The sequence below is a fragment of the Methanothermobacter sp. genome (assembly GCF_049720995.1).
GTDB lineage: Archaea > Methanobacteriota > Methanobacteria > Methanobacteriales > Methanothermobacteraceae > Methanothermobacter.
Genome location: NZ_JBNASF010000020.1, coordinates 1 through 21,580, shown reverse-complemented (window position 1 = coordinate 21,580; position 21,580 = coordinate 1). Strand labels below are relative to the sequence as shown.

The following is a 21,580-nucleotide window of genomic DNA, read 5'->3' as shown; positions in this document are numbered from 1 at the left end:
GCTTTTTTTAAATTTATATCCTCATGGGAGTTGAATGTATAAAAAAAAGAATTTATGTTAAGTTTTCAGCACAGCACCTGAGAGATTAAAGGAGAGAATGTTATTTCTGCCTGAAGAAATCCCTGACAGAATTCACAATCCTTTCGAGGTCCTCCTCGGTAAGGGCGGGGTGTACCGGTAGTGATAGGACCTCCTCTGCAGCCTTCTCACTGGCAGGACAGCTGGCATTGAATCCCATCCTCCTGTAGAGTTCCTGCCTGTAGATGGGTTTCGGGTAGTGAATTCCCGTACCTACACCCCTCCCCTTGAGGAATTCCATGAGCCTGTCCCTTGAACCCGGAACCCTCAGGGTGTACTGGTGGAAGACGTGTTTAACCCCCCCTGCAACGTGGGGTGTTGACACCTCCTCAAGGTCCCTGAGGTTACCTGTGAGGTACCCTGCATTTTCGATTCGTCTTCTGTTGAATTCGTCAAGTTTGTCGAGCTGGGCTATACCAATGGCAGCGGAAATATCGGTCATCCTGAAGTTGTAGCCGAGGTAGGTGTGGTTGTAGCGCTCTGTCTCACCGTGGGCCCTTAGAATACGTGCCATATCTGCAATTTCCTCATTATCAGTTGTTATCATCCCGCCCTCGCCTGTTGTCATGTTCTTTGTTGGATAGAAGCTGAAGCATGCGGCATCCCCCATCGAACCCACCATCCTCCCATGATACTCTGCACCATGGGCCTGGGCAGCATCCTCAATCACCAGGAGGTCATGGTCAGCAGCCAGGTCCATGATGGGGTCCATGTCGGCGGGCTGCCCGTAGAGGTGTACAGGTATTATCGCCCTTGTGCTGGGTGTTATGAGTTCCTCAATTCCCTCAGGATCTATATTGTAGGTTTCGGGATCTATATCTGCAAATACAGGCTCAGCACCAACATACAGTGCCGCGTTTGCCGTTGCAGCGAAGCTGAATGGTGTTGTTATAACCTGGTCCCCCCTTCCAATGCCTGCAGCCAGGAGGGCCAGGTGGAGGGCTGTTGTCCCTGAACTCGTTGCAACAGCATGTTCCGTGCCCACGTAGGATGCAAATTTCTCCTCGAATTCAGCCACCCGGGGTCCCTGGGCAATGAATCCCGATTTAAGTACCTTCACGACTTCCTCTATTTCCTCTTCATCGATTATGGGAGTAGCAACCGGTATCATGTGAACACCTGAGTAAGAGTTACTGAGTTATTAGTTTCTCGCCGGAACTTAAAAATTGATACCCTACCCCTGCAATCAGTCAGAAGGTACCAACCAGTTACTGGGATTCTCATCCACGGTACCTCAAAACAGCCAGCAAATCCCTGTAGCGCCCCCTAAACAGTATGGCCACAAGAAGAACCGATGCAAGGATAAGTGCCAGTGGGGAGGTGTAGGGATCTGATGGGCTCACCATAAGGGATGGAAGGTTTCCGAGACCTGCCTCCGGGGAGCTGTGTACAACACTGACATAGAGGTTGTTTGCAATATGCACCCCCATGGCAAGTTCCACACCATCATCTGTGAGTGTTATGAGTGCAAGTACCAGTCCAATTATGAATGTGCTTGCTGTGATTGAGAGGCTCATTGTAAGGGTTGTACCATTCCACCAGTGCAGGATCGAGAATATCAGTGAATTCAGGATCATCAGTGGGATTGGCCTCTTAATGATCATCCACATCCCCTGCATGAGGTATCCCCTGAAGAATATCTCCTCAAAGGAAGCCTGCACAGGGAATGCGAGTAATGCAAGGATTAGAAGCCACCAGAATTCCTGTGTGAATTTAAATCTGACTGAAGACGGATCCATGATAATCGAGATCAGATCAAGGACCCCGATAATAATAAACCAGACCACTCCCCCCCTGAGAATCCGCCTCCAGTCAACCCCCTCCCTGGAGTTCACGGCTGATATGAAATCACGTTTGTGGATAAACTTCAATCCAACGTAGAGAAAGAACATTGAGGCAGAAAAGGCCGCCGCCACCATGATGAGTAAAGCTGGCCAGCTGAAACCCGGGATGCCCTCAATTGCATCCACACTTCCCGTGATTATCAGGATGGCCACAAGGAATAAGCCCACAATAAAACCAGCACCCACATTGGACACCACGAAGCTAAGGAGCACCGTCAATATATAACGCCAGGGTTCATTTCTTCCAGCATAGACGTTGTCCAGGAAATTCCTCATTTAGTCACCGGTCCCCCTTGCCAACTGTCTGAGTATCACAGTAACCAGTAAATCATCCGGCACTAATAAATATTATTGATGTGGGTGTCGAGGCTCCGGTCCGTGGTATGTGCTGAGTTTCATTAGGGCTGCTCCCCATAATCATAACAGTGTGCATGTAATTAAGTTTCCTTTATTGGATGTGAGTCCAGAACCATAACTGTGGATTGTTATCGTGTTTATAGTTAAGGAAGTGTTACCATGATAACCATAAATGAGGGTTCAGTCACAATTGAGGTCCCGGATTTCAGTAAGGTCTCGTCCAGCGCCCCTGTATTCTATAACCCTGTAATGGAGTTCAACAGGGATGTTTCTGTGCTTGCGGTTCAGGCCTTTCAGCGGATACTTGATAGGGAGATGCGTGTTGCGGATACATTCTCAGGGAGCGGCATAAGGGCCATAAGGTACCTGGTGGAGGTTGATGGTGTCTCTGATGCCGCTGCAAATGATATAAACCCCCTTGCAGTTGAATGCATAAAGCACAACTCAGAGCTGAATTCTGTATCCCCCGAGGTCAGCAGGGAGGATGCCGCTATATTCCTCAGAAGGAACCCTGGCCGCTTTGATGTTATCGACGTGGATCCCTTCGGGACCCCAGCACCATTCATGGACTCTGCGGCGGCATCCGCCAGGAAAAGGTCCCTCCTTGCTGTTACAGCCACAGACACCTCGGGTCTCTGCGGAACCTACATAAAACCCTGCCTCAGGAAGTACTCATCAAGGCCCCTCAAAACAGAGTACTGCCATGAAACTGGGCTGAGGATACTTGCAGGTTTCACTGCAATGAACCTTGCAAGGTACAGTAAGGGTGCATCCTTCCTTCTCTCACACAGCAGCCAGCACTACATGAGGATCTATGCCCATGTGAGGAGGGGTGCCGGGAGGGCAGATGAAACCCTCAAAAACATTGGCTACATGCTCCACTGCTTCAGCTGCCTTCACCATCAACATGTGAGGGGTGTGCCCGAAGACCGGAAGTGCCCCATATGCGGGTGTAAAATGGATGCTGCCGGACCCCTCTGGGTAGGGGAACTTCATGATGAAAAATTCATAGGCTCCATGATGGCTGAGGCCAAAAATAAAACCCTCAACAGATCAGGGGATGTTCTGAAACTGCTCAAAACCTGTGGGGGGGAGGTGGGAATGCCTCCTGGATTCTATGATGTCCATGGGATCTGCAGCAAGCTGGGTGTGAGCGCCCCCCCGCTGATGGATGTTATGGGTGGTCTTGAAGAGACAGGCTTCAGGGTTTCAAGGACCCACATAAGGCCAACCGGGATAAAAACAGATGCAGGAATCAGGGAGATTGAGGAGGTCATAATGGACCTCCACGGTTCCCCTTCATAGTCCTTTACCAGCCAGTTCCATGTGCCAAGGCCAAAAGCCAGTTCTCATTCATAGTTCAGCATGTTGTGGGTGTAGTAGTACTGAAGGGCCCTTGCATTCTTGATCTCAAAGTTCCGGTAGGGGTTGTTGAGGTATGGGAAGATCATTCCCCTTATAACATAGTAGTATGCTGCGATTGGCCCGTACTCTTCCCTTGCGATCTTGTAGTATAGCGGGAACCCGCAGCCCTGGTTTATGAAAATTTCCCCCTCCCTCACTGTCCCGTGATACACCACTGGTATGGGGCCCGACTGACCGTGTTCTGCGGCCCTCTCTTTTATATAATCCAGTGCCTCATCCAGGGTATCAAATTCCTTACCATCTGAACGGTAGGTCCACTTGTCGTCCGGGATACCATATATACCCTCCTGCCAGACCTCATTCCAGTCTATACCCGGTCTGTACTGCTTTTTTTCGACGTATGCAAGTTCAAGGATGTAGACATCAGCCTCCATGTAGCAGCGATAATTGGAGCTTCCCCCGTAATGGACCACAAGGATGCATTTCGAGCCCCTCTCCCGGGCATAATCTGCAAGTAACTTTGAGTGTATGTGCCCCGGGTACATGTCGGGGTTGGCGATTTTAACGAACCCGAGTCTTCCAAGTGGTTCAAAATCTCCTGAAGTGGATGTGAAGTAGAAGTAGCCCCCTACAATCACCAGCAAAGCAATGAGTAGTATCCCCTTCTTCATCCATTCACCTGTTCTCCTGTGTTATTAACTGTGCAGCGATTTATATGTTCCTCTAAACAGATTAGACAGTTTTATATATAATCATTTATATAATTTTAGCTGCGGGAATCCGCGGAGGTGTGAAAATTGGATATAGGTGAAATTGTAAACGACGCCATAAGGTATCCCTCCAGTGACTGGAAGAAGGTCATAATACTCGGTGTCCTGATGATAGCCAGTGTTCTCATAATACCCCTCTTCCTAGTCATGGGATACGGTTTCAGGGCCCTCAAGGCCTCAATAGCGGGTTTTGATGAGCTTCCTGAATTTGATGAATGGGGTGAGATGTTCGTTGATGGATTAAAGGTCTTCGTTGTCCAGATAGCATATATGATAGTTCCACTGATAATAATATTTGCAGGTACTTTCGGATCCCTGGCAATGGTTTCACCAACCGGTATCCCAGATACCACATCCTTCACTGGCCTTCTTGGAGGTACTGTGATAATCGGTGTGATACTTGCAATAATCCTTGGGCTCATAGAGACCATCGCAATAGCACACATGGCCTACAATGACAGTGAACTTGGAGCAGCATTCAGGTTCAGTGAGATACTGGATGTAATCTCCCAGATCGGATGGATCGACTACATCATCTGGTACATCGTTGTAGGTCTGATCGCAGCTGTTATTGCATTCATTGCCGGTCTTCTCAATGTAATACCCATCATAGGTACCATCATAGCGGTGCTCATAATATACCCCTACATCCAGCTCTTCTGGAACAGGGCCCTTGCACTCAGGTACGCCTACGAATAATTAACCCTTTTTTTACTTTTTCCTGTCTTTCAGCTAAACATTTATAAGGGAATATCCACTATCTATAAAAGTTAATAACTTCTTCTAAAACACCATAATTTAAAAAAGTTTATAATATAACTTCCACAGGTATACATTGTTTAGTGGTGATTCCAATGGATGATGATCTAGTCAAAATCGATGATATTGACAGAAAAATAATAGACCTCCTAAATGAGGACGGACGCATGTCCTACAGGAACATATCAAGAATACTTGATGTCTCGGTGGGTACTGTGCACAACCGTGTTGAGAAGCTGGTCAGGAAGGGTGTTATAAAGAAATTCGTGCCGGTGATAGACCACTCCAAACTTGGATACAAACTCACAGCCATAATAGGCGTGAAGGTCAAGGGCGGAGTCCTGAGGAACTGGGAGACACGGACAGCCTACCACAAAAACGTCCTTGCAGTCTACGACGTCACAGGGGAATTCGACGCCATACTCATAGGAAAATTCAAGGATACCGGGGAGCTGGATAGCTTCATCAAGGGCCTGCTGAGTGAGGGTGACGTTCAGAGGACCTACACCCAGACCGTCCTCAACATAGTGAAGGAGGACATGACCTCCACCAGGATGATAGGCGATTAATTATTTATTCCCTGGCATCAAAAATTCAACCATGGCCATTGTATACTCCAGCAACTATGACCCCCACAACAATGAGGGTCATGTTGAGAACAAGGGGAGGACAGCTGCAATCATTGATGCCCTGAATTCCTCGGGACTTCAGCTGAAGTTCATGGAACCAAGGATGGCAGGTATCCATGAAATCCTCATGGTCCACAGCAGCGTCCATGTGGAGTACCTGGAGGTGTTCTCAGGAAGAGGTGGTGGCTGGCTAGACTACGACACCTACATGACATCTGAGAGCTTCAGTGTGGCGAGGCTAGCCGCGGGTGGTGCCATTGTCGCGGCTGAGGAGGCACTGGAGGGTGGATGGGGGTACTCTGTTGCAAGACCCCCCGGTCACCATGCCACCTATGACAGGTCCATGGGTTTCTGCATATTCAACAACATCGCCATAGCCATTGAGCACAGCCGCAGGAACCTGGGGATTTCAAGGGCTGCGGTGATTGACTTCGACGTTCATCATGGGAACGGAACATCAAGCATATTCTACACCGACCCCGAAGTCATGTATGTCTCGGTGCATCAGGACCCCAGGACACTGTTCCCTGGGACCGGATTCACCGGGGAGATAGGAGACAGGGAGGGTGAGGGCTTCAACATCAACATCCCCATGCCCCGTGGTTCAGGGAACAGCGATTATATTTGGATACTCTCAGAGGTGCTCCCCCAGGTACTCAGTGAATTCAGGGCAGATATGCTATTTGTATCTGCAGGGTTCGATGCCCACATGCGGGATCCGCTGGCAGATATGAGGGTGGATGAGGAGTTCTTCTCATGGATGGGTGGGTTCATCCATGAAACAGGGCTGCCGTGCGCGGCTGTCCTTGAAGGTGGCTATGACCTCCAGGCCCTCGGAAAATCAAATGTCTCATTCATTGGGGGCCTTGAGGGTTCAGGTGTTAAGGTGGAATATGAGAAGTCGCCGGCTGTGGCTGAAATCTTCAATGAGATTAGTGATATATTTTCACCATTCTTCAATTTCTGAGAGGGTCAGAAGATGGAAAAAATCAGGCTTAAACAGGCAGAGGAGCTTATAAGAAAATCATGTGCGAATATAAGGAGGGAATCCAGGTTCAGGGACCCTCAGAACGGTGTCATAGACACCAGAAAATTTCAGGAGGCCATGATGGAACTCATTGAAGCCGAGGACCACATATACATCAGTCTTCCATCACATGAACTCACCGGGAATGATGCACAAGATTTCTGCAGGAGGCTCATTGCCGCCAGGGAGGCCATTGACGGCATGCTTGCAGATTTCGGTGTTATTGAACGTGAAGATCCATCTGAAAGGATAAAGGAAGCCTCAAAGGGTAAACTGGTAATTGTGAATAATTCATCAGTTAAAAAGCTCCTTGTTAAGGCCGGCGTTGAGTCAGGGAATATCCTGGTTGCAGGTGCGCCCCTCTCAGTGGATGATATGAAGAAGATAAACCCCAGGATCCCCGATGGTGCCCTTAAGGGTATAGAGAGGAAGATAGAGCACCTTAAGAATGACATTGAAAGGAAGCTTGAAGACCTTGATGACATCCTGGTTATCGGGGAGCCCGATAAAAGCACCAGACTCCTTGCATCAAGGGCCGAAGAACTCTATGGTGCCGGTGTGAGGCTGGATGAGAATATCAGGAAACTCACCCCTGAGGAGATACTGAAGCTTCTCTCATAGATCCAGAGAATTCCCTGGACATTTTTGATTCACTTTGATGGCATGACGATGCCCCTCATTTCATTGAAGGATCGGTCACGGTATCCAGGAGCTGGGATTGCACCCATGCGAAAGGTGGTGAAATCCCATCAAAAAACCCATCCTCACCACACCGGGGCATCAGCGTAATATTCTGTTTCAGGGAACTCATAATCACCGGACAAGTATATAAGCAAAGTTTTCATACTATACTTAAAAACCTAGGTAACCATTACTGTTATGGGGTGTAAAATTTGGGTTTAGTTTGTTTTCCAGATACACAGGACAAGATTCCTAGCATCCCCGTTCACCTTACAAGGGTGGGTGTTACAGGTGTTAAGAAGCTTCTGAAGATAGAAAGAGATGGTAGAAGACCCATAATACTTCTTCCAACATTCGATGCCTTTGTGGACCTCCCGAGCAGGCAGAGGGGGATCCACATGTCAAGGAACCCTGAGGCCATAAGTGACGTCCTCGAGGAGGTTGTTGAAAACAGTGCCCTTGAACTGGAATCCCTCTGCGCAGAGATAGTCAACGAACTCCTCAAAAAGCACCGGTACGCCCGCAGAGCCGAGGTGAGCATGAAGAGCGACTTCATGTTCATGAAGAGATCCCCTGTCAGCGGTAAGAAGAGTCAGGAGATGACAAAGATCATGGCAGACGCCATCGGGTACAGGGACGATGACGGTATAGTTATACGCAAGATGATAGGGGCAGAGGTGGTTGGGATGACCGTGTGCCCCTGTGCGCAGGAATCAGTTAAGGAAACATCCCGTCAGAAGCTCCTGGAATTCCTGGAACCTGAGACAGTTGAAAGGGTTCTTGACTGTGTATCCTTCGCCTCCCACAACCAGAGGGGGCGCGGCATGATAATGATAGAGGTCCCTGAGGACCAGACGATAAGGGCCGAGAACCTCATAAACATCATTGAGAGCTCCATGAGTTCACCCGTCTATGAACTCCTTAAGAGACCAGATGAAAATGCCGTTGTTGTGAGTGCCCACGAGAATCCCATGTTCGTTGAGGACTGCGTCCGCAACATGGTGCACAGAATAGTCAGCGAGTACCCCCATCTCCCCGACGACACGATAGTCACCGTAAGGCAGATAAACGAGGAGAGCATACACAGACACAACGCCTTCGCTGAGAAGGTTGCAACAATGGGGGAACTCAGATACGAGATAGAGGAACTTAACGGATCAGAGGAGTGATAACCTTGATGAAACTGCACAGGATAGCCGGGGAGATCATGGGTTACTTTGAAGCTTTTGAGGGTTCAAGACCAGCCCTTGACTCAAAGGAGATACTCATAGTAAGGGGAATGTCAAGAAAGAGGATGAACATGGAGGACATGGGCAGGGAACTTGATGGGCTTATAGAGAAGCTGGGTGCAGAGGAGCTGGAGCTCATATCCGAAGAGGGCACGGCCCTCATTGGTGTGATGGATGAGCAGATAAGGTCCTGTGTAGAGGTCGGGACAGAGACCGATATCGGGGGCATACACAGACTCAAGGAGGCCCTTGAGGATATGAACTTCAGCGTTGATTACAGGCTCTGCATGACCGGGGATACAGGGCTCTTTGTTGTTCTCTACAGGGACCGGAGTGGTGTGGGACCCTGCTTTGTTGAGGTTGTTGTCTCTGATATTTCGGATTAAACTTATTTTAGCGGTGCTTCCATGGTTCTTGGAAAGGAAGAAATACTGGAACTTCTCCTTGCTGATGGCCCTGAAATACCGGACCTCATGAAGCGTGTCTGTGAGCCAGGGGAGGTTACCTACTCAAGGAATGTCTTCATACCCCTCACGAGGGCCTGCCGGAACCGCTGCGGCTACTGCACCTTCAGATCAGACTCCCCTGACCCCCCGCTCATTCCACCTGAGGATGTCCTGAGGGAGGTCAGGAGGGGAAGGGATCTCGGGTGCACAGAGGCCCTATTCACCTTCGGTGAGAATGCACATGAGTTCCCCCGGGTGATGGAGAAACTGGAAGAACTCGGATTCAATGATATGGTTGACTACGCCCACCACCTCTGCGGCGCCACACTGGACCTTGGTCTCCTGCCACACACAAATATGGGTGTGCTTGACTACAGGGATCTCAGGAGGCTCAGGGAGGTGAACGCATCCATGGGCCTCATGCTTGAGTCTGCAAGTTCCCGGCTGATGGAAGAAGAGGCGCACCGTGAAAGCCCCGGTAAGGATCCTGCCCTAAGGATAAGGATGATAGAAGATGCTGGGAGGCTCAGAATACCATTCACCACAGGGATACTCATAGGTATAGGTGAGACAGTGGAGGAGAGGGCCGAATCACTCCTTGAGCTGAGGCGTATCCAGGACAGGTATGGTCACCTGCAGGAGATAATAATCCAGAACTTCCGGGCAAAACCAGGGACCCCCATGGAGCACCACCCGGAGCCCTCACTCCTTGAAATGGTGAAGATGGTTGCGGTTGCCAAGCTCCTCTTTCCTGATGTGAGCATCCAGGTCCCCCCCAACCTCAACAGGGAAACAGGTGAGGTCTTCCTGCTTGCAGGTGCAGATGACTGGGGTGGTGTTTCACCGCTGAGCAGGGACTACGTGAACCCAGAGGCCCCCTGGCCAGAGATAGATGAACTCAGAAGGCTCACAGAATCTGCGGGCTTCAGGTTAAGGGAGAGGCTACCGGTCTACAGGAAGTTCATCACCCCTGATTTCTTAAGCCCAAAGGTCATTGAGACAATAGAAAGGCTTTACCCTGAATTCCTTGTGTGATTCGGAGCCTATTATGCTTCCTCAAGGTCCGATTATGGTTCTTCAACCTCCGGGAGTATTATGGTTCCCTCAGAAGGATCCCCGAGTTCAGTGAAATTTCCCTCTGAATAGAGGAGGGCGACCAGTGCAGCTGTAAGGGCGTCCCTCTGGTGTATGCTCATGGTGGGGGTATCACAGAGTTCCATCTGAAGCTCAACATTTTTCATAATCCTCTCTGCTGTCCGGGGGTGTGTCTCAATAACCTCCACCCCATAGGACTCAAGTGCCTCCCTTATCCTGATACCCCTCATGGTGAGCTCCCTCATCCCCCTCCAGGTCAATGGTAGAACACTGCCATACCTTCTGATCTCAAGATCCGCCCTTCTGAAGTGGCTATGCCTGCTGCAGCTGCAGTCATTCCTGAGGCAGCAGCGCCCTTCTGGAAGTGAGAGTGGCGCGTCAACTGCCACTGTATCTGCGGATTTCACTGCATGGATTATCTCATCAAATGAGAAGACACTGAACACCTTCACCTTTCCACCATCTATTATGGCCACACCTGTCTCGTTTTCATCAGATGCAGCCAGATCAACGCCTGCAACAGACACCGCTACCCCTCAGTGAACCCTTACATCCAGGACAACCAGTGATCCTCCCGGCCCCTAACACCACTATAACCCCCTCAGTGAACCCTTACATCCAGGACAACATGCCAGACCCCCGGTGAGTACTTCTTTATCACATGCCTGTCAAGAACAGATACCCTTCGCGGGTGTGCTGCCCTTTCAATCCTCTTAAGGGGTCTTGAGAACATTATATTCTCCGGGACAGTTTCATGGTAGTGTAAAACACCCCCCTCATTGACGCATTCCATTGCAGCTTCAAGGAAGTGATGGGTGGTTCCAACATAACCCATTATGACCCGATCAGCGTCCAGTTGAGGGGCTATTGAACGGCAGTCACCCAGGTGCGGTTTCACCACCCCCTCAACCCTGTTTAGTTCTATATTGGATTTGAGGAACTCAAATGAGTCAGGGTTTATCTCTATGGAGTGGACCCTCCTGGGGTTTGAGTGGACCGCCACCGGTATCGAGAAGTAGCCTATACCTGCAAACATGTCAACAACGGTTTCACCGTCCTCCACAATTCCAGGTATTCTTGCCCTCTCATTTATGTTACCCCTTGACCACATGACCCTGGAAGGGTCTATCCTGAAAAGGCAGCCGTTTTCCCGGTGGATGGTCTCGGTGCATTCACCTGCAAGGATTCTGACCCGGGGTTTCCTCAGGGGTCCATGTATCTCCTCAACAAGGAGAACACCCCTCACACCAGGTATTTCAAGGAATCTTTCAGGGTCCTCAACATCCCTGTTTAGAACTATGATGTCACCTATCCTCACCCATTTCATGTTTTCACTGCTATGAAGGGCTTTCTGAAAAATAAATCCATAAATGTTCTTCTTCATCAAAGTATTTAATGGCTTCTGTTAAAGGCAAAAAAGATAACTAGCATGAAATCCAACCCTTTATATATAAATTTGAGGGGTTTTTTTATGAGTAAGGTAAACCGTGATGAGATACTCAGCATACTTGATGGATACAGCAGGGAAGATATAACAGTTGCAACCCTTGGCAGCCACACATCACTTCACATACTCAACGGTGCAAAACGGGAGGGCTTCAGAACCGCTGTTGTGTGTGAGAAGGGCCGTGAGGTACCATACCAGCGGTTCAGGGTTGCAGATGAATTCATAATTGTTGACAAATTCAGTGACATTGTAAATGACGATGTTCAGGACAAATTAAGATCCATGAACAGCATAATAGTCCCCCATGGATCATTTGTGGCCTACGCAGGTCTTGATCACATCGAAAACGACTTCTATGTCCCCATGTTCGGTAACAGAGACATACTGAGATGGGAATCCGAGCGAGACCTTGAGAGGAAGCTCATGAAGGAGGCGGGTATAAGGATACCCCTCAAGTACACTGACCCCGACGAGATAGACAGACCAGTGATGGTCAAGTTTCCAGGGGCCAGGGGTGGTAGAGGATACTTTGTGGCCTCCAGTACAGAGGAATTCAACGATAAAATCGATTCAATGATTGAAAGGGGCTGGATAACCGAGGAAGATGTTGATGATGCCCACATTGAAGAGTATGTCTCAGGTACAAACTTCTGCATCCACTACTTCTACTCAATCATGAACGATGAAGTGGAGCTCATGGGCATGGACAGCCGCTTCGAGTCAAACATCGACGGCCTTGTGAGGATACCTGCAAGGGACCAGCTCGAGATAAACCTCGAGCCATCATATGTTATAACAGGTAACCACCCTGTTGCGATGAGGGAATCACTGCTTCCACAGGCATTTGACATGGGCGACCGTATGGTTGATGCGGCCAGTAAGATCGTGCCCCCGGGTATGAACGGCCCATTCTGCCTTCAGACCATGTGCACAGATAACCTCGAAATCGTTACATTCGAGATGAGTGCCCGTACAGATGGGGGAACAAATACCTTCATGCATGGATCCACCTACAGTTACCTCATCCATGGGGAGGGGATGAGCATGGGGCGGCGTGTTGCAAGGGAGATAAAGGTGGCCTCAGAGACAGACAGGCTACCTGAAATCATAACATAGCACCCCCTTTCATTCTGGATCCATAAAATCCTGAAATGATAACCCCCTTAACCTTTTTATTATAAAAAAATCGCAAAGTTTAATAAGGACCTCCAAGTTATATAAGGTACAGAACTTTTATGTAAGGTACAGAACTTTTATGTCCTCATGGACAGCCACTTACACCATAAAACACGCTGGAGCTGGTTTTTTATTATTTTTATTGAGGTGTATTTATGAAAGATGAAAAAACGCTGAAAGGCACAACAACTGTTGGCATAACATGCAAGGATGGAGTTGTTTTTGCCACAGAGAGAAGGGCCAGCATGGGCAACCTCATAGCCCACAAGGCCACAGACAAGATCTTCAAAATAGATGAACACATAGCAGCCACGATAGCGGGCTCAGTTGCAGATGCCCAGAGCCTCATGAAGTACCTCAAGGCAGAGGCTGCCCTTTACCGCATGAGAAACTCAGAAAGGATAAGCATAGAAGCTGCAGCTGCGCTTGCAGCCAACATACTTCACTCATCACGTTTCTACCCATTCATCGTACAGACACTCCTAGGTGGTGTTGATGAAACAGGTGCGAAGATATACTCCCTTGACCCATCAGGGGGTATGATACCTGACAGATTTGTGTCAACAGGTTCAGGTTCACCTGTGGCCTACGGTGTGCTTGAGGACAGGTACACTGATGAACTCTATGTTGATGATGCCATTGACATCGCCATAAGGGCCATAAAGTCAGCCATGGAGCGGGACACCTATTCAGGCAACGGCATCCTTGTGGCGACTGTCACAGAGGAGGAAGGTTTCAGGATGCTCAGCCCAGAGGAAATCCAGAAAAGGCTTGAAGACCTCAACTGATTTTTTCCTGTTTTTTTAATCTGCAGTAAACATCCAGTTTACTGTTTATCCCCTGTTTTTTAGAAGTGATCTTATGGTTTCAGAGATGCTTGAAGAAATCAAAAGGACAATAATGCAGAGACTTCCTGAGAGGGTCCAGGTTGCAAAGGTGGAATTTGAGGGACCCGAGGTCGTCATTTACACCAAGAACCCCGAGATAATAACCGAGAACGGTAACCTCATAAGGGACATTGCAAAGGACATCCGCAAGAGAATAATAATAAGATCCGACCGTTCGGTCCTCATGGACCCTGAGGAGACCATAAGGAGGATCCATGAGATAGTACCCGAGGAGGCAAAGATAACCAACATATCCTTTGACGATGTCACCTGCGAGGTTATCATCGAGGCAAGAAAACCCGGGCTCGTCATAGGTAAGTATGGCTCAACATCCAGGGAAATAGTCAAGAACACTGGATGGGCCCCGAAGATACTCAGAACCCCCCCAATATCATCTGAAATAATAGAGAGAATACGCAGAACCCTCAGGAAGAACAGTAAGGAAAGAAAGAAGATTCTGCAGCAGCTTGGAAATAGAATACACCAGAAACCAAAATATGAGAATGACTGGGCACGGCTTACAGCCATGGGTGGCTTCAGGGAAGTGGGTAGATCCTGCCTCTACCTCCAGACCCCCAACAGCAGGGTCCTCCTTGACTGTGGTGTGAACGTTGCCGGCGGGGATGACAGAAGCTCCTACCCATACCTCAATGTCCCTGAATTCACACTGGACAGCCTGGACGCGGTAATAATAACCCACGCACACCTTGACCATTCAGGGTTCCTGCCCTACCTCTACCACTACGGATACGATGGGCCCGTGTACTGCACAGCCCCAACCAGGGACCTGATGACGCTACTGCAGCTTGACCACATAGACATAGCCCACAGGGAGGACGAACCGCTTCCATTCAACGTCAAACACGTCAAGAAGAGCGTCAAACACACCATAACCCTGGATTACGGTGAGGTGACAGACATCGCACCGGATATACGGCTTACACTCCACAATGCAGGCCACATCCTTGGATCAGCAATGGCCCACCTCCACATAGGTGACGGCCAGCACAACATGGTCTACACAGGGGACTTCAAATATGAGCAGAGCAGACTCCTTGAACCGGCAGCCAACAGGTTCCCGCGGATCGAAACCCTGGTGATGGAGAGCACCTACGGTGGACACGAGGACGTGCAGCCGCCAAGGACACGGGCAGAGAAGGAACTTGTGAAAACAATCTACTCCACCCTTAAGAGGGGCGGTAAGATACTCATACCGGTATTTGCAGTTGGAAGGGCCCAGGAACTCATGATAGTCCTTGAGGAGTACATAAGGACCGGTATAATCGATGAGGTCCCGGTATACATAGATGGCATGATCTGGGAGGCCAACGCCATCCACACGGCAAGACCCGAGTACCTGAGCAAGGACCTCAGGGACCAGATATTCCACATGGGCCACAACCCCTTCATCTCAGAGATCTTCCATAAGGTCAATGGTATGGATGAGCGCAGGGAGATCGTTGAGGGAGAGCCCTCAATAATCCTGTCAACATCAGGTATGCTTACAGGCGGGAACTCCCTGGAGTACTTCAAGTGGCTCTGCGAGGACCCCAGGAATTCACTGGTATTTGTGGGTTACCAGGCCGAGGGGTCCCTTGGTAGGAGGATCCAGAAGGGGTGGAAGGAGATCCCCCTGAAGGATGAGGAGGACAAGATGCGGGTCTACAACGTGAAGATGAAAATAAAGACCATTGAGGGTTTCAGCGGCCACTCAGACAGAAGACAGCTCATGGAATACGTGAAGAGAATCTCACCCAAGCCCGAGAAGATACTGCTCTGTCACGGTGATAACTACAAGACCCTTGACCTTGCATCCAGCATCTACAGGACTTACCGCATCGAAACAAAAACACCGCTGAACCTTGAAACGGTGCGTATACAGTGAGGCTAACTATTTAGATGAGCTTCAACTATTCTTTAGTGGTGATTGAATGGTAACCTATTCCGAATCCGGCGTGGATATAGACCTGGAGGAGCTGACCGTATCGCGCTTAACCTCCCGGCTTAAGGACACACTCAGATACTGCGACGTTATAAGCGGTGCCGGCCACTTCGCGGCCCTGGTTAGAATGGGTGATGTGGCCATAGCCATGAGCACAGATGGTGTCGGTAGCAAGATACTGGTCGCTGAGATGATGAACCGATACGACACCGTGGGAATTGACTGCATCGCAATGGTGGTAAACGATATACTCTGTGTGGGCGCAAGGCCAGCGGCACTCGTTGACTACCTGGCCGTTGAAGAACCCGACCCTGATGTTGCGGATGAGATAGGTGAGGGCCTTGCAAGGGGTGCTGAAATCGCACAGGTGGCCATAATAGGTGGTGAGACAGCATCACTCCCGGGTATAATCAGAAACCTTGACCTTGCAGCCACGGGGATCGGTTTTGTTGGTGTGGACAGCATAATAACCGGTGAAAACGTAAGTGATGGTGACGCTGTTATAGGCCTTGAAAGCAGCGGTATACACAGTAACGGCCTGAGCCTTGCCAGGAGGGTATTCTTCGATGAACTGAAACTCTCAGTGGAGGATGAAATGCCCGGCTCCAGTAAAACCGTGGGTGAGGAGCTGCTTGAACCCACAAGGATCTACGTGGATCCCGTAATGAGGCTCCTTGAGTCAGGGGTGAGTGTACATGGGCTTGCCCACATAACAGGAGGGGGCTTCGGAAACCTCAAGAGGCTCAACAGGTACGCCGGATACCATCTTGATTCCCTGCCAGAACCACAGGAGATATTCAGGACCATCCACGGGGCAGGGGTTGATATAACAGAGATGTACAGGGTTTTCAATATGGGTGTGGGCTTCTGTGCTGTTGTCAGCCACCGGGACCTTGACGATGCCCTTGATGTCCTTGGTGATGGGGCCCACCATATCGGGAATGTCACATCCAGGAAAGCGGAGGTTGCCCTTAAAACTTACACCGGTGAATCAATAAAGCTTTAGGAGGACTCTTATGAGGATAAGTGCTGAAGAGGAAGTTAGAATCATAAAGGAGATACTCACCGCCATGAATGTTCCAGAGGAGGTTTCAGAGATAGTGGCTGAGGTTACCCTTGACGCTGACCTGAAGGGTTTCAGTTCACATGGAATCGGCCGTTTCCCCCAGTACGTTGAGGGGCTGCGGTGCGGAACAATAAAGCCCCATGCTGACATAACCATTGAAAGGGAAACCCCTTCAACGGCCCTAATAAACGGTAACCACATATTCGGACACTTTGTCGCCTGCAGGGCCATGGAACTTGCAATTGAAAAGGCCCGGGATACCGGTGTAGGGCTTGTGGGTGTCCATGACTCCAACCACTTCGGTGTCGCCGGATACTACTCGGACATGGCGGTCATGAAGGACATGATAGGTGTTGTGATAGCAAATACAGAGCCTGCAGTGGCACCCATAGGTGGTAAAACACCCATACTGGGAACAAACCCCGTGGCCATAGGGATCCCATCAAACAGGCACTATGTCTCGGTTGACATGGCAACCTCAGCATCCGCCAGGGGCAAACTCCTGGAGGCCGCCAGGAAGGGTGAGAGGATACCCGAAAACATAGCCCTGGATGCCAATGGAAACCCCACCACTGACCCTGAACTTGCCCTTAAGGGGTCCATACTCCCCTTCGGTGGGCATAAGGGTTATGCGCTTTCATTTATGATAGAGATCCTGGCGGGCCCCCTTGTGGGGGCGGCCTTTGGGGCTGCGGTCAGGGGAACAGCGAACCCCCGGGAGATGTGCACCAAGGGTGACCTCATGATGGCCATAGACCCCTCAAAGATGGTTGACCTCCAGGAATTCAAATCCAGCGTGGATGAATTCATCGAGGAGGTCAAATCATCCGGTGACGTCCTCATACCAGGTGACATTGAGGCCATGAATATAAAGAGGGGGCGCGATGAAGGAATAGATGTGGACGAAAAGCTCCTTGAAAGGCTGAATGAAATATCAGATGAGCTCGGACTGGACCTCAAGATTAAGGGGTTATGAAGTTGGATAGCAGCAGGGCTGTTTATGAGGGTATGAAGGAGGCGGGGATAGACTTCGCGGTCAGTGTCCCCTGTGTGAACCTCAGGTTTGTCCTTGAAATGCTGGACTCTGACCCTGAAATCAGACACGTGCCTGTTACACGTGAGGAGGAGGGATTCGGTGTTGCAGCCGGTGCCCGCATGGCCGGCAAGACCACGGCCATGCTGATGCAGAACTCTGGTCTCGGTAACTCCGTGAATGTCCTGGCATCACTCTACAGCCTCTACCATATCCCCATAACCATGATTGTAAGTCACAGGGGCACCCGGGGCGAGTTCATGGAGGCCCAGGTTCCAATGGGAAGTGTCACGGCGGATATACTTGATGTCCTCAAAATACCCTACAGTACCCCTGAAACACCCTCAGAGGCAAGGGAATCCATAATGGAACTCACAGAACTCTCACTTGAAAGGAGGCACCCTGTGGCTGTACTACTTGAGGTTGCCTACTGGTGATACCATGCTCACAAGAATTGAAGCCATAAAAAGAATTGTGGAAGTCCTTGATGATGAAATCGTGGTATGCAACCTGGGTTTCCCGTCAAGGGAACTCTACAGTATTGAGGATTCGCCAAGGCATTTCTACATGCTTGGATCCATGGGTATGGCATCCTCCATTGGACTTGGACTTGCCCTCTCACAGGATAGAAGGGTTGTTGTACTTGATGGTGATGGATCCATCCTCATGAACCTGGGGGGACTGGTAACAGCCGCTGCCCAGGCACCCGGAAACCTCATCATAGTCCTCCTGGACAACAGATGCTACGGGACCACAGGTTCCCAGTGCAGCTACGCAGATGTGATAGACCTGGGGGACGTTGCTGAGTCAATGGGATTCAATGTTATCAGGTTCCACAAGGAACTCGACTTTAAAAGGGCCCTCAAGGAGGATGGGCCCGTGTTTGCCCATGTGCCTGTAACCCCCGGTAACGCGGATGTACCTGTCATAGATTTAAGTCCTGAGGAGATAATAGAGAGGTTCATGGATGAGCTGAGGTCTTAAGAGCTCCTGCCTGTGTATGTGGCGTAGAAACCATCTGTGTCTGCGTAAACCGTGTGGAAACCGAATTCCTCGGCGATTTTTATTGTCCTCTTGATATAGTCCCTTCCCCATGCGGTTATGGCCTCTGCACACTCCATTGAATACCACCTGAACCTTGAATAACCGTAGACCCCATACATGGTGTTTGCAAGCCTCTTGAGGGCTTCCTGCTGTACATTGAGTATCTTCCGCTCCATGGGGTCCTCTGAGCGCTTCATCTCCCCCTTGATTCTGACCCTCTCAGAGAGTATCTCACCTATAACCGATGGTACAAAACCAGGTGGCTCCTTACGGAACCTGTAACCGTATTCTGGTGCAACGTGGCATTCACAATCCCCCTCATCTGTGAGTGTGTCGGGGGATATGTTCTTTGAGATTATTATGCTGGGGTAGAGGCTGCGGAAGTCGAACTGGACTATGTTCTCATGGAGGCCCCTCTCAGGTTCCTTAACATACCCCCCAACGGCCCTGCGCCCCCTTCTCTTTGAGAACTCCGAGTGTGAGGGTTTGTTTGGTACCAGTTCACCGTACTGGTGTGCCTTGCGTACAAGGAACCATTCGGCCTGCTGTCCGGTTGCCATGCGGGATATGTCAAATAGGGGCTGGCCAACTATACGGGTGAGCTCCATGTTAAGGGGGAGGATCTTCTCTGCGATCCTGTAGGTTGCAACGACATCATCAAGGGAGTACCTGAAGAGTTCATCCCTCAGCTCCTCCCGGTCCCAGTACTCCCAGAGTTTATCGCCGGGAAGGTCTATCTTCTCCTCCCCGAATAGCTCCTGGTAGACCCTCTCAAGTGTGTAACGGTCAAGGTTCATGTACCTCCTCATCACAGGGTAGAGGTCCACATGCACCGTCCCCCTTATGGCTGTTGCGTTTGCAAATCCCCTCCTCATGGTCTTTATCCCTGAGCCGTCCCATCCGAGGTCAAGTTCCACTCCAAGAATCTCGGCCCTCCTTGATAGGTAGGGGAAGTCGAAGTTGTCGGAGTTGTAGCCCACTAGGATGTCGGGTTTTTTCTCCCTGACGATTTCAGCGAACCTATCAAGGATTTCCGCCTCATCCTCAACCATTTCAACGAATTCCAGGTGCTCGCCCCTCGTTGATATCACCGATTCAACACCCATGTTGCCGGCAATACCAACCATCACTATCTCATCATTCTCAGGGTCAGGCATCCCATGGGGGTTTCTAACCTCAATGTCAAAGCTGAGGATGTCCAGTTGAGGGAAGCCAGAATCAGATGTTTCTATTTCATCTCTTATCTCAATGATTCTCACATCATCTGATTTGACGGATGGTGCCGAGTCCACCTCCACCCCACTGAATTCTATCCCTGACATTGGCACGATTGACCTGTCAATGAGGTACCTCCTGTAGAATGGGATGTCATGTTCCCTTATATCCGCCACGGATTCAAGGTTCCTTATCCTCTCCCTTAACTTGGGAACCTCCTGGGGGTGCCTGAATTCTATCCTTATAACCTCCACTGGTCTTCCAAGGTCCCTTCGCTCTGTGACCTCAAGCTTTTCCAGTCCAAGTTCAGCGAGGTCATCCATGCACCTATCTGTATCAGTGGGGATTGCATAGATGTAGGGCCTGAATGAACTGTCATATGCGATGATTGGCTCATTCCCTGACCTGTCCTTACCAAATAGTCTGATGACCGGCATCTCATCGACAGTTAGGTAGTCGATGTCAAGGAGCACCATACTGTATCTGTCCATAAAACTTACTCTGTTTTGGGGACTAATAAAATGTTCCAGTGAAAAATGAAGGGGTCATTCGTTTTACCTGGAATGCGGAAAATTTCATATCAGCTCCTCTTCACAATCATATATAACTCCTTCTTAAATGAGAATATTTTAAGAGAGTTGTCTTCCTACCTATGTTTTCTCCTGTTTAAGTATGTGACTTCATGTCTTTTGATTAGTTTGTTTGTGATTTTTCCACGACGATTTCAGCACCCCAATCTGGGGGCATATGGTTGAAATGAAAGCGATTTTCATGCCATTTTTCACCTTTTTGCTATTACGAGTATCGCGCCACTGAATTCCCTTAGTATGGGTGCTTTCTCAAGTTCTTCGAACTTTTCAAACCTTTTTATAAATTTGGAGGGAATAAACCTTGGGATGAAATTGTAGTTGTAAAATGTGATTTCCTTGTAGCCTAGTTTTTGAAGATATTTTCCCAGTTCCCATCTAGTGAATGAACTTTCTTTCACATCCCCGTTTCTGAATTTTAATTCATTAATTTTTCTTATGGGTTTTAGTGCATTGGGTTCTGCTAGTATAATATCCTCTGAAATACGTTTCATCTCCTTTAGACAATTATAAAGGTAAGGGACATGATTAAGAGCATCAATGATAACTGCCACGTCAAAATAATCCCTTGAAAAACCTGTATCCTCTAAATTACCCAGATTGTGGACTATTCTAACATGTAAGTTTGTTGTATCCCCCCGTTTCGTGCAGTTTAGGGAGTGAAGTTAATCTATGTTCTTTGTTTCTGCTGTGGCTGCGCAGGTTTTCATTTATTTAACATGTTTCTTAGGTCCTCTTTTACCTGTTCGTGGTCTTTTCTGTTAAAGTCTCTTATATCAGACCACTGCCCCATAGGACTCGAAATCAAAATATAAACTTTACAATCTAGAGAAACATATATTTTAAGGTTTACAAAATATTAGTTATGTTGGTGTTGTTAGCGGGACTTTGGGGATTCTTCGC

22 protein-coding genes and 1 pseudogene are annotated in these 21,580 nt (G+C 49.2%); 15 read left to right on the top strand and 8 right to left on the bottom strand.

Translation table 11 applies throughout. The annotated features are described in order from the left end of the window. Positions 1–100 precede the first annotated feature (100 nt). Entirely contained in the window at positions 101–1,189 is a 1,089-nt protein-coding gene (locus tag ACPLJI_RS06945) for a DegT/DnrJ/EryC1/StrS family aminotransferase (protein ID WP_424731234.1), read from the bottom strand. Between the two features lie 109 nt (positions 1,190–1,298). Then, entirely contained in the window at positions 1,299–2,198 is a 900-nt protein-coding gene (locus ACPLJI_RS06940; RefSeq protein ID WP_424731235.1) for a lysostaphin resistance A-like protein, read from the bottom strand. Positions 2,199–2,438: 240 nt separating this feature from the next. On the opposite strand from ACPLJI_RS06940, the gene ACPLJI_RS06935 reads away from it, so the two are divergent. After that, complete coding sequence (locus tag ACPLJI_RS06935; RefSeq protein ID WP_424731236.1) at positions 2,439–3,584, top strand: tRNA (guanine(10)-N(2))-dimethyltransferase; 1,146 nt, start codon at positions 2,439–2,441, stop codon at positions 3,582–3,584. Between the two features lie 44 nt (positions 3,585–3,628). Here the strand turns inward: ACPLJI_RS06935 and ACPLJI_RS06930 are convergent, their stop codons facing one another. Continuing rightward, the gene (locus ACPLJI_RS06930) at positions 3,629–4,315 is read right to left on the bottom strand and encodes a DUF2188 domain-containing protein (RefSeq protein ID WP_424731237.1); all 687 of its coding nucleotides are present in this window, start codon (positions 4,313–4,315) and stop codon (positions 3,629–3,631) included. Between the two features lie 126 nt (positions 4,316–4,441). Here ACPLJI_RS06930 and ACPLJI_RS06925 point away from each other — a divergent pair, with 126 nt between their 5' ends. The 7 genes from ACPLJI_RS06925 (at position 4,442) to cofG (ending at position 10,220) form a co-directional block, all read left to right on the top strand. Continuing rightward, positions 4,442–5,113, top strand: coding sequence for a DUF4013 domain-containing protein (locus tag ACPLJI_RS06925; RefSeq protein WP_424731238.1), 672 nt, complete (start codon positions 4,442–4,444; stop codon positions 5,111–5,113). 155 nt (positions 5,114–5,268) lie between these two features. Beyond that, on the top strand, positions 5,269–5,742 hold the full coding sequence (locus tag ACPLJI_RS06920) for an Lrp/AsnC family transcriptional regulator (protein ID WP_424741186.1): 474 nt from the start codon (positions 5,269–5,271) through the stop codon (positions 5,740–5,742). Between the two features lie 31 nt (positions 5,743–5,773). Continuing rightward, on the top strand, positions 5,774–6,769 hold the full coding sequence (locus ACPLJI_RS06915; RefSeq protein ID WP_424730175.1) for a histone deacetylase family protein: 996 nt from the start codon (positions 5,774–5,776) through the stop codon (positions 6,767–6,769). A gap of 12 nt (positions 6,770–6,781) precedes the next feature. Further along, on the top strand, positions 6,782–7,450 hold the full coding sequence (locus tag ACPLJI_RS06910; RefSeq protein WP_424730176.1) for a DUF2100 domain-containing protein: 669 nt from the start codon (positions 6,782–6,784) through the stop codon (positions 7,448–7,450). Between the two features lie 272 nt (positions 7,451–7,722). Next, positions 7,723–8,679 (top strand): GTP cyclohydrolase MptA, encoded by a 957-nt coding sequence (gene mptA / locus ACPLJI_RS06905; protein ID WP_424730177.1) that lies wholly within the window; start codon positions 7,723–7,725, stop codon positions 8,677–8,679. Positions 8,680–8,687: 8 nt separating this feature from the next. Then, positions 8,688–9,125, top strand: coding sequence for a DUF2120 family protein (locus ACPLJI_RS06900; protein WP_424730178.1), 438 nt, complete (start codon positions 8,688–8,690; stop codon positions 9,123–9,125). 21 nt (positions 9,126–9,146) lie between these two features. Continuing rightward, complete coding sequence (gene cofG / locus ACPLJI_RS06895) at positions 9,147–10,220, top strand: 7,8-didemethyl-8-hydroxy-5-deazariboflavin synthase CofG (protein WP_424730179.1); 1,074 nt, start codon at positions 9,147–9,149, stop codon at positions 10,218–10,220. 32 nt (positions 10,221–10,252) lie between these two features. Here cofG and ACPLJI_RS06890 read toward each other — a convergent pair whose 3' ends face one another. Together ACPLJI_RS06890 and ACPLJI_RS06885 are read right to left on the bottom strand one after the other, a co-directional pair. Further along, the gene (locus ACPLJI_RS06890; protein WP_424730180.1) at positions 10,253–10,807 is read right to left on the bottom strand and encodes a DUF429 domain-containing protein; all 555 of its coding nucleotides are present in this window, start codon (positions 10,805–10,807) and stop codon (positions 10,253–10,255) included. A gap of 74 nt (positions 10,808–10,881) precedes the next feature. Then, positions 10,882–11,607 (bottom strand): class I SAM-dependent methyltransferase, encoded by a 726-nt coding sequence (locus ACPLJI_RS06885; RefSeq protein ID WP_424730181.1) that lies wholly within the window; start codon positions 11,605–11,607, stop codon positions 10,882–10,884. Between the two features lie 144 nt (positions 11,608–11,751). On the opposite strand from ACPLJI_RS06885, the gene ACPLJI_RS06880 reads away from it, so the two are divergent. The 7 genes from ACPLJI_RS06880 (at position 11,752) to comE (ending at position 18,815) form a co-directional block, all read left to right on the top strand. Beyond that, on the top strand, positions 11,752–12,843 hold the full coding sequence (locus ACPLJI_RS06880) for a formate--phosphoribosylaminoimidazolecarboxamide ligase (protein ID WP_424730182.1): 1,092 nt from the start codon (positions 11,752–11,754) through the stop codon (positions 12,841–12,843). 215 nt (positions 12,844–13,058) lie between these two features. After that, a complete protein-coding gene (psmB, locus tag ACPLJI_RS06875; protein WP_147671422.1) occupies positions 13,059–13,691 on the top strand; it encodes an archaeal proteasome endopeptidase complex subunit beta in 633 nt (210 codons plus the stop codon). Between the two features lie 73 nt (positions 13,692–13,764). Further along, positions 13,765–15,675: a beta-CASP ribonuclease aCPSF1 gene (locus ACPLJI_RS06870; protein WP_424730183.1), complete on the top strand. Its 1,911-nt coding sequence runs from the start codon at positions 13,765–13,767 to the stop codon at positions 15,673–15,675. A gap of 46 nt (positions 15,676–15,721) precedes the next feature. Next, entirely contained in the window at positions 15,722–16,738 is a 1,017-nt protein-coding gene (gene purM, locus ACPLJI_RS06865; protein WP_424730184.1) for a phosphoribosylformylglycinamidine cyclo-ligase, read from the top strand. 10 nt (positions 16,739–16,748) lie between these two features. Beyond that, positions 16,749–17,774, top strand: coding sequence for an L-sulfolactate dehydrogenase (gene comC / locus ACPLJI_RS06860; protein WP_424730185.1), 1,026 nt, complete (start codon positions 16,749–16,751; stop codon positions 17,772–17,774). Beyond that, positions 17,771–18,268 carry a sulfopyruvate decarboxylase subunit alpha gene (comD, locus tag ACPLJI_RS06855; protein WP_321211138.1) on the top strand — a complete coding sequence of 166 codons (498 nt, stop codon included), beginning with the start codon at positions 17,771–17,773 and terminating at the stop codon, positions 18,266–18,268. The genes comC and comD overlap by 4 nt, the downstream gene beginning before the upstream one ends. Positions 18,269–18,272: 4 nt before the next feature. Continuing rightward, complete coding sequence (comE, locus tag ACPLJI_RS06850; RefSeq protein WP_424730186.1) at positions 18,273–18,815, top strand: sulfopyruvate decarboxylase subunit beta; 543 nt, start codon at positions 18,273–18,275, stop codon at positions 18,813–18,815. On the opposite strand, the gene polB1 is transcribed toward comE, so the two are convergent. From polB1 to ACPLJI_RS06835, 3 genes and pseudogenes are all read right to left on the bottom strand, one after another. Further along, complete coding sequence (gene polB1, locus ACPLJI_RS06845; protein ID WP_321211140.1) at positions 18,812–20,581, bottom strand: DNA polymerase PolB subunit 1; 1,770 nt, start codon at positions 20,579–20,581, stop codon at positions 18,812–18,814. The genes comE and polB1 overlap by 4 nt on opposite strands. Before the next feature lie 290 nt (positions 20,582–20,871). Continuing rightward, positions 20,872–21,171: a hypothetical protein gene (locus ACPLJI_RS06840; RefSeq protein ID WP_424730187.1), complete on the bottom strand. Its 300-nt coding sequence runs from the start codon at positions 21,169–21,171 to the stop codon at positions 20,872–20,874. Continuing rightward, positions 21,172–21,276: pseudogene (locus ACPLJI_RS06835) on the bottom strand (hypothetical protein); the annotation flags it as partial. Between the last annotated feature and the right edge of the window lie 304 nt (positions 21,277–21,580).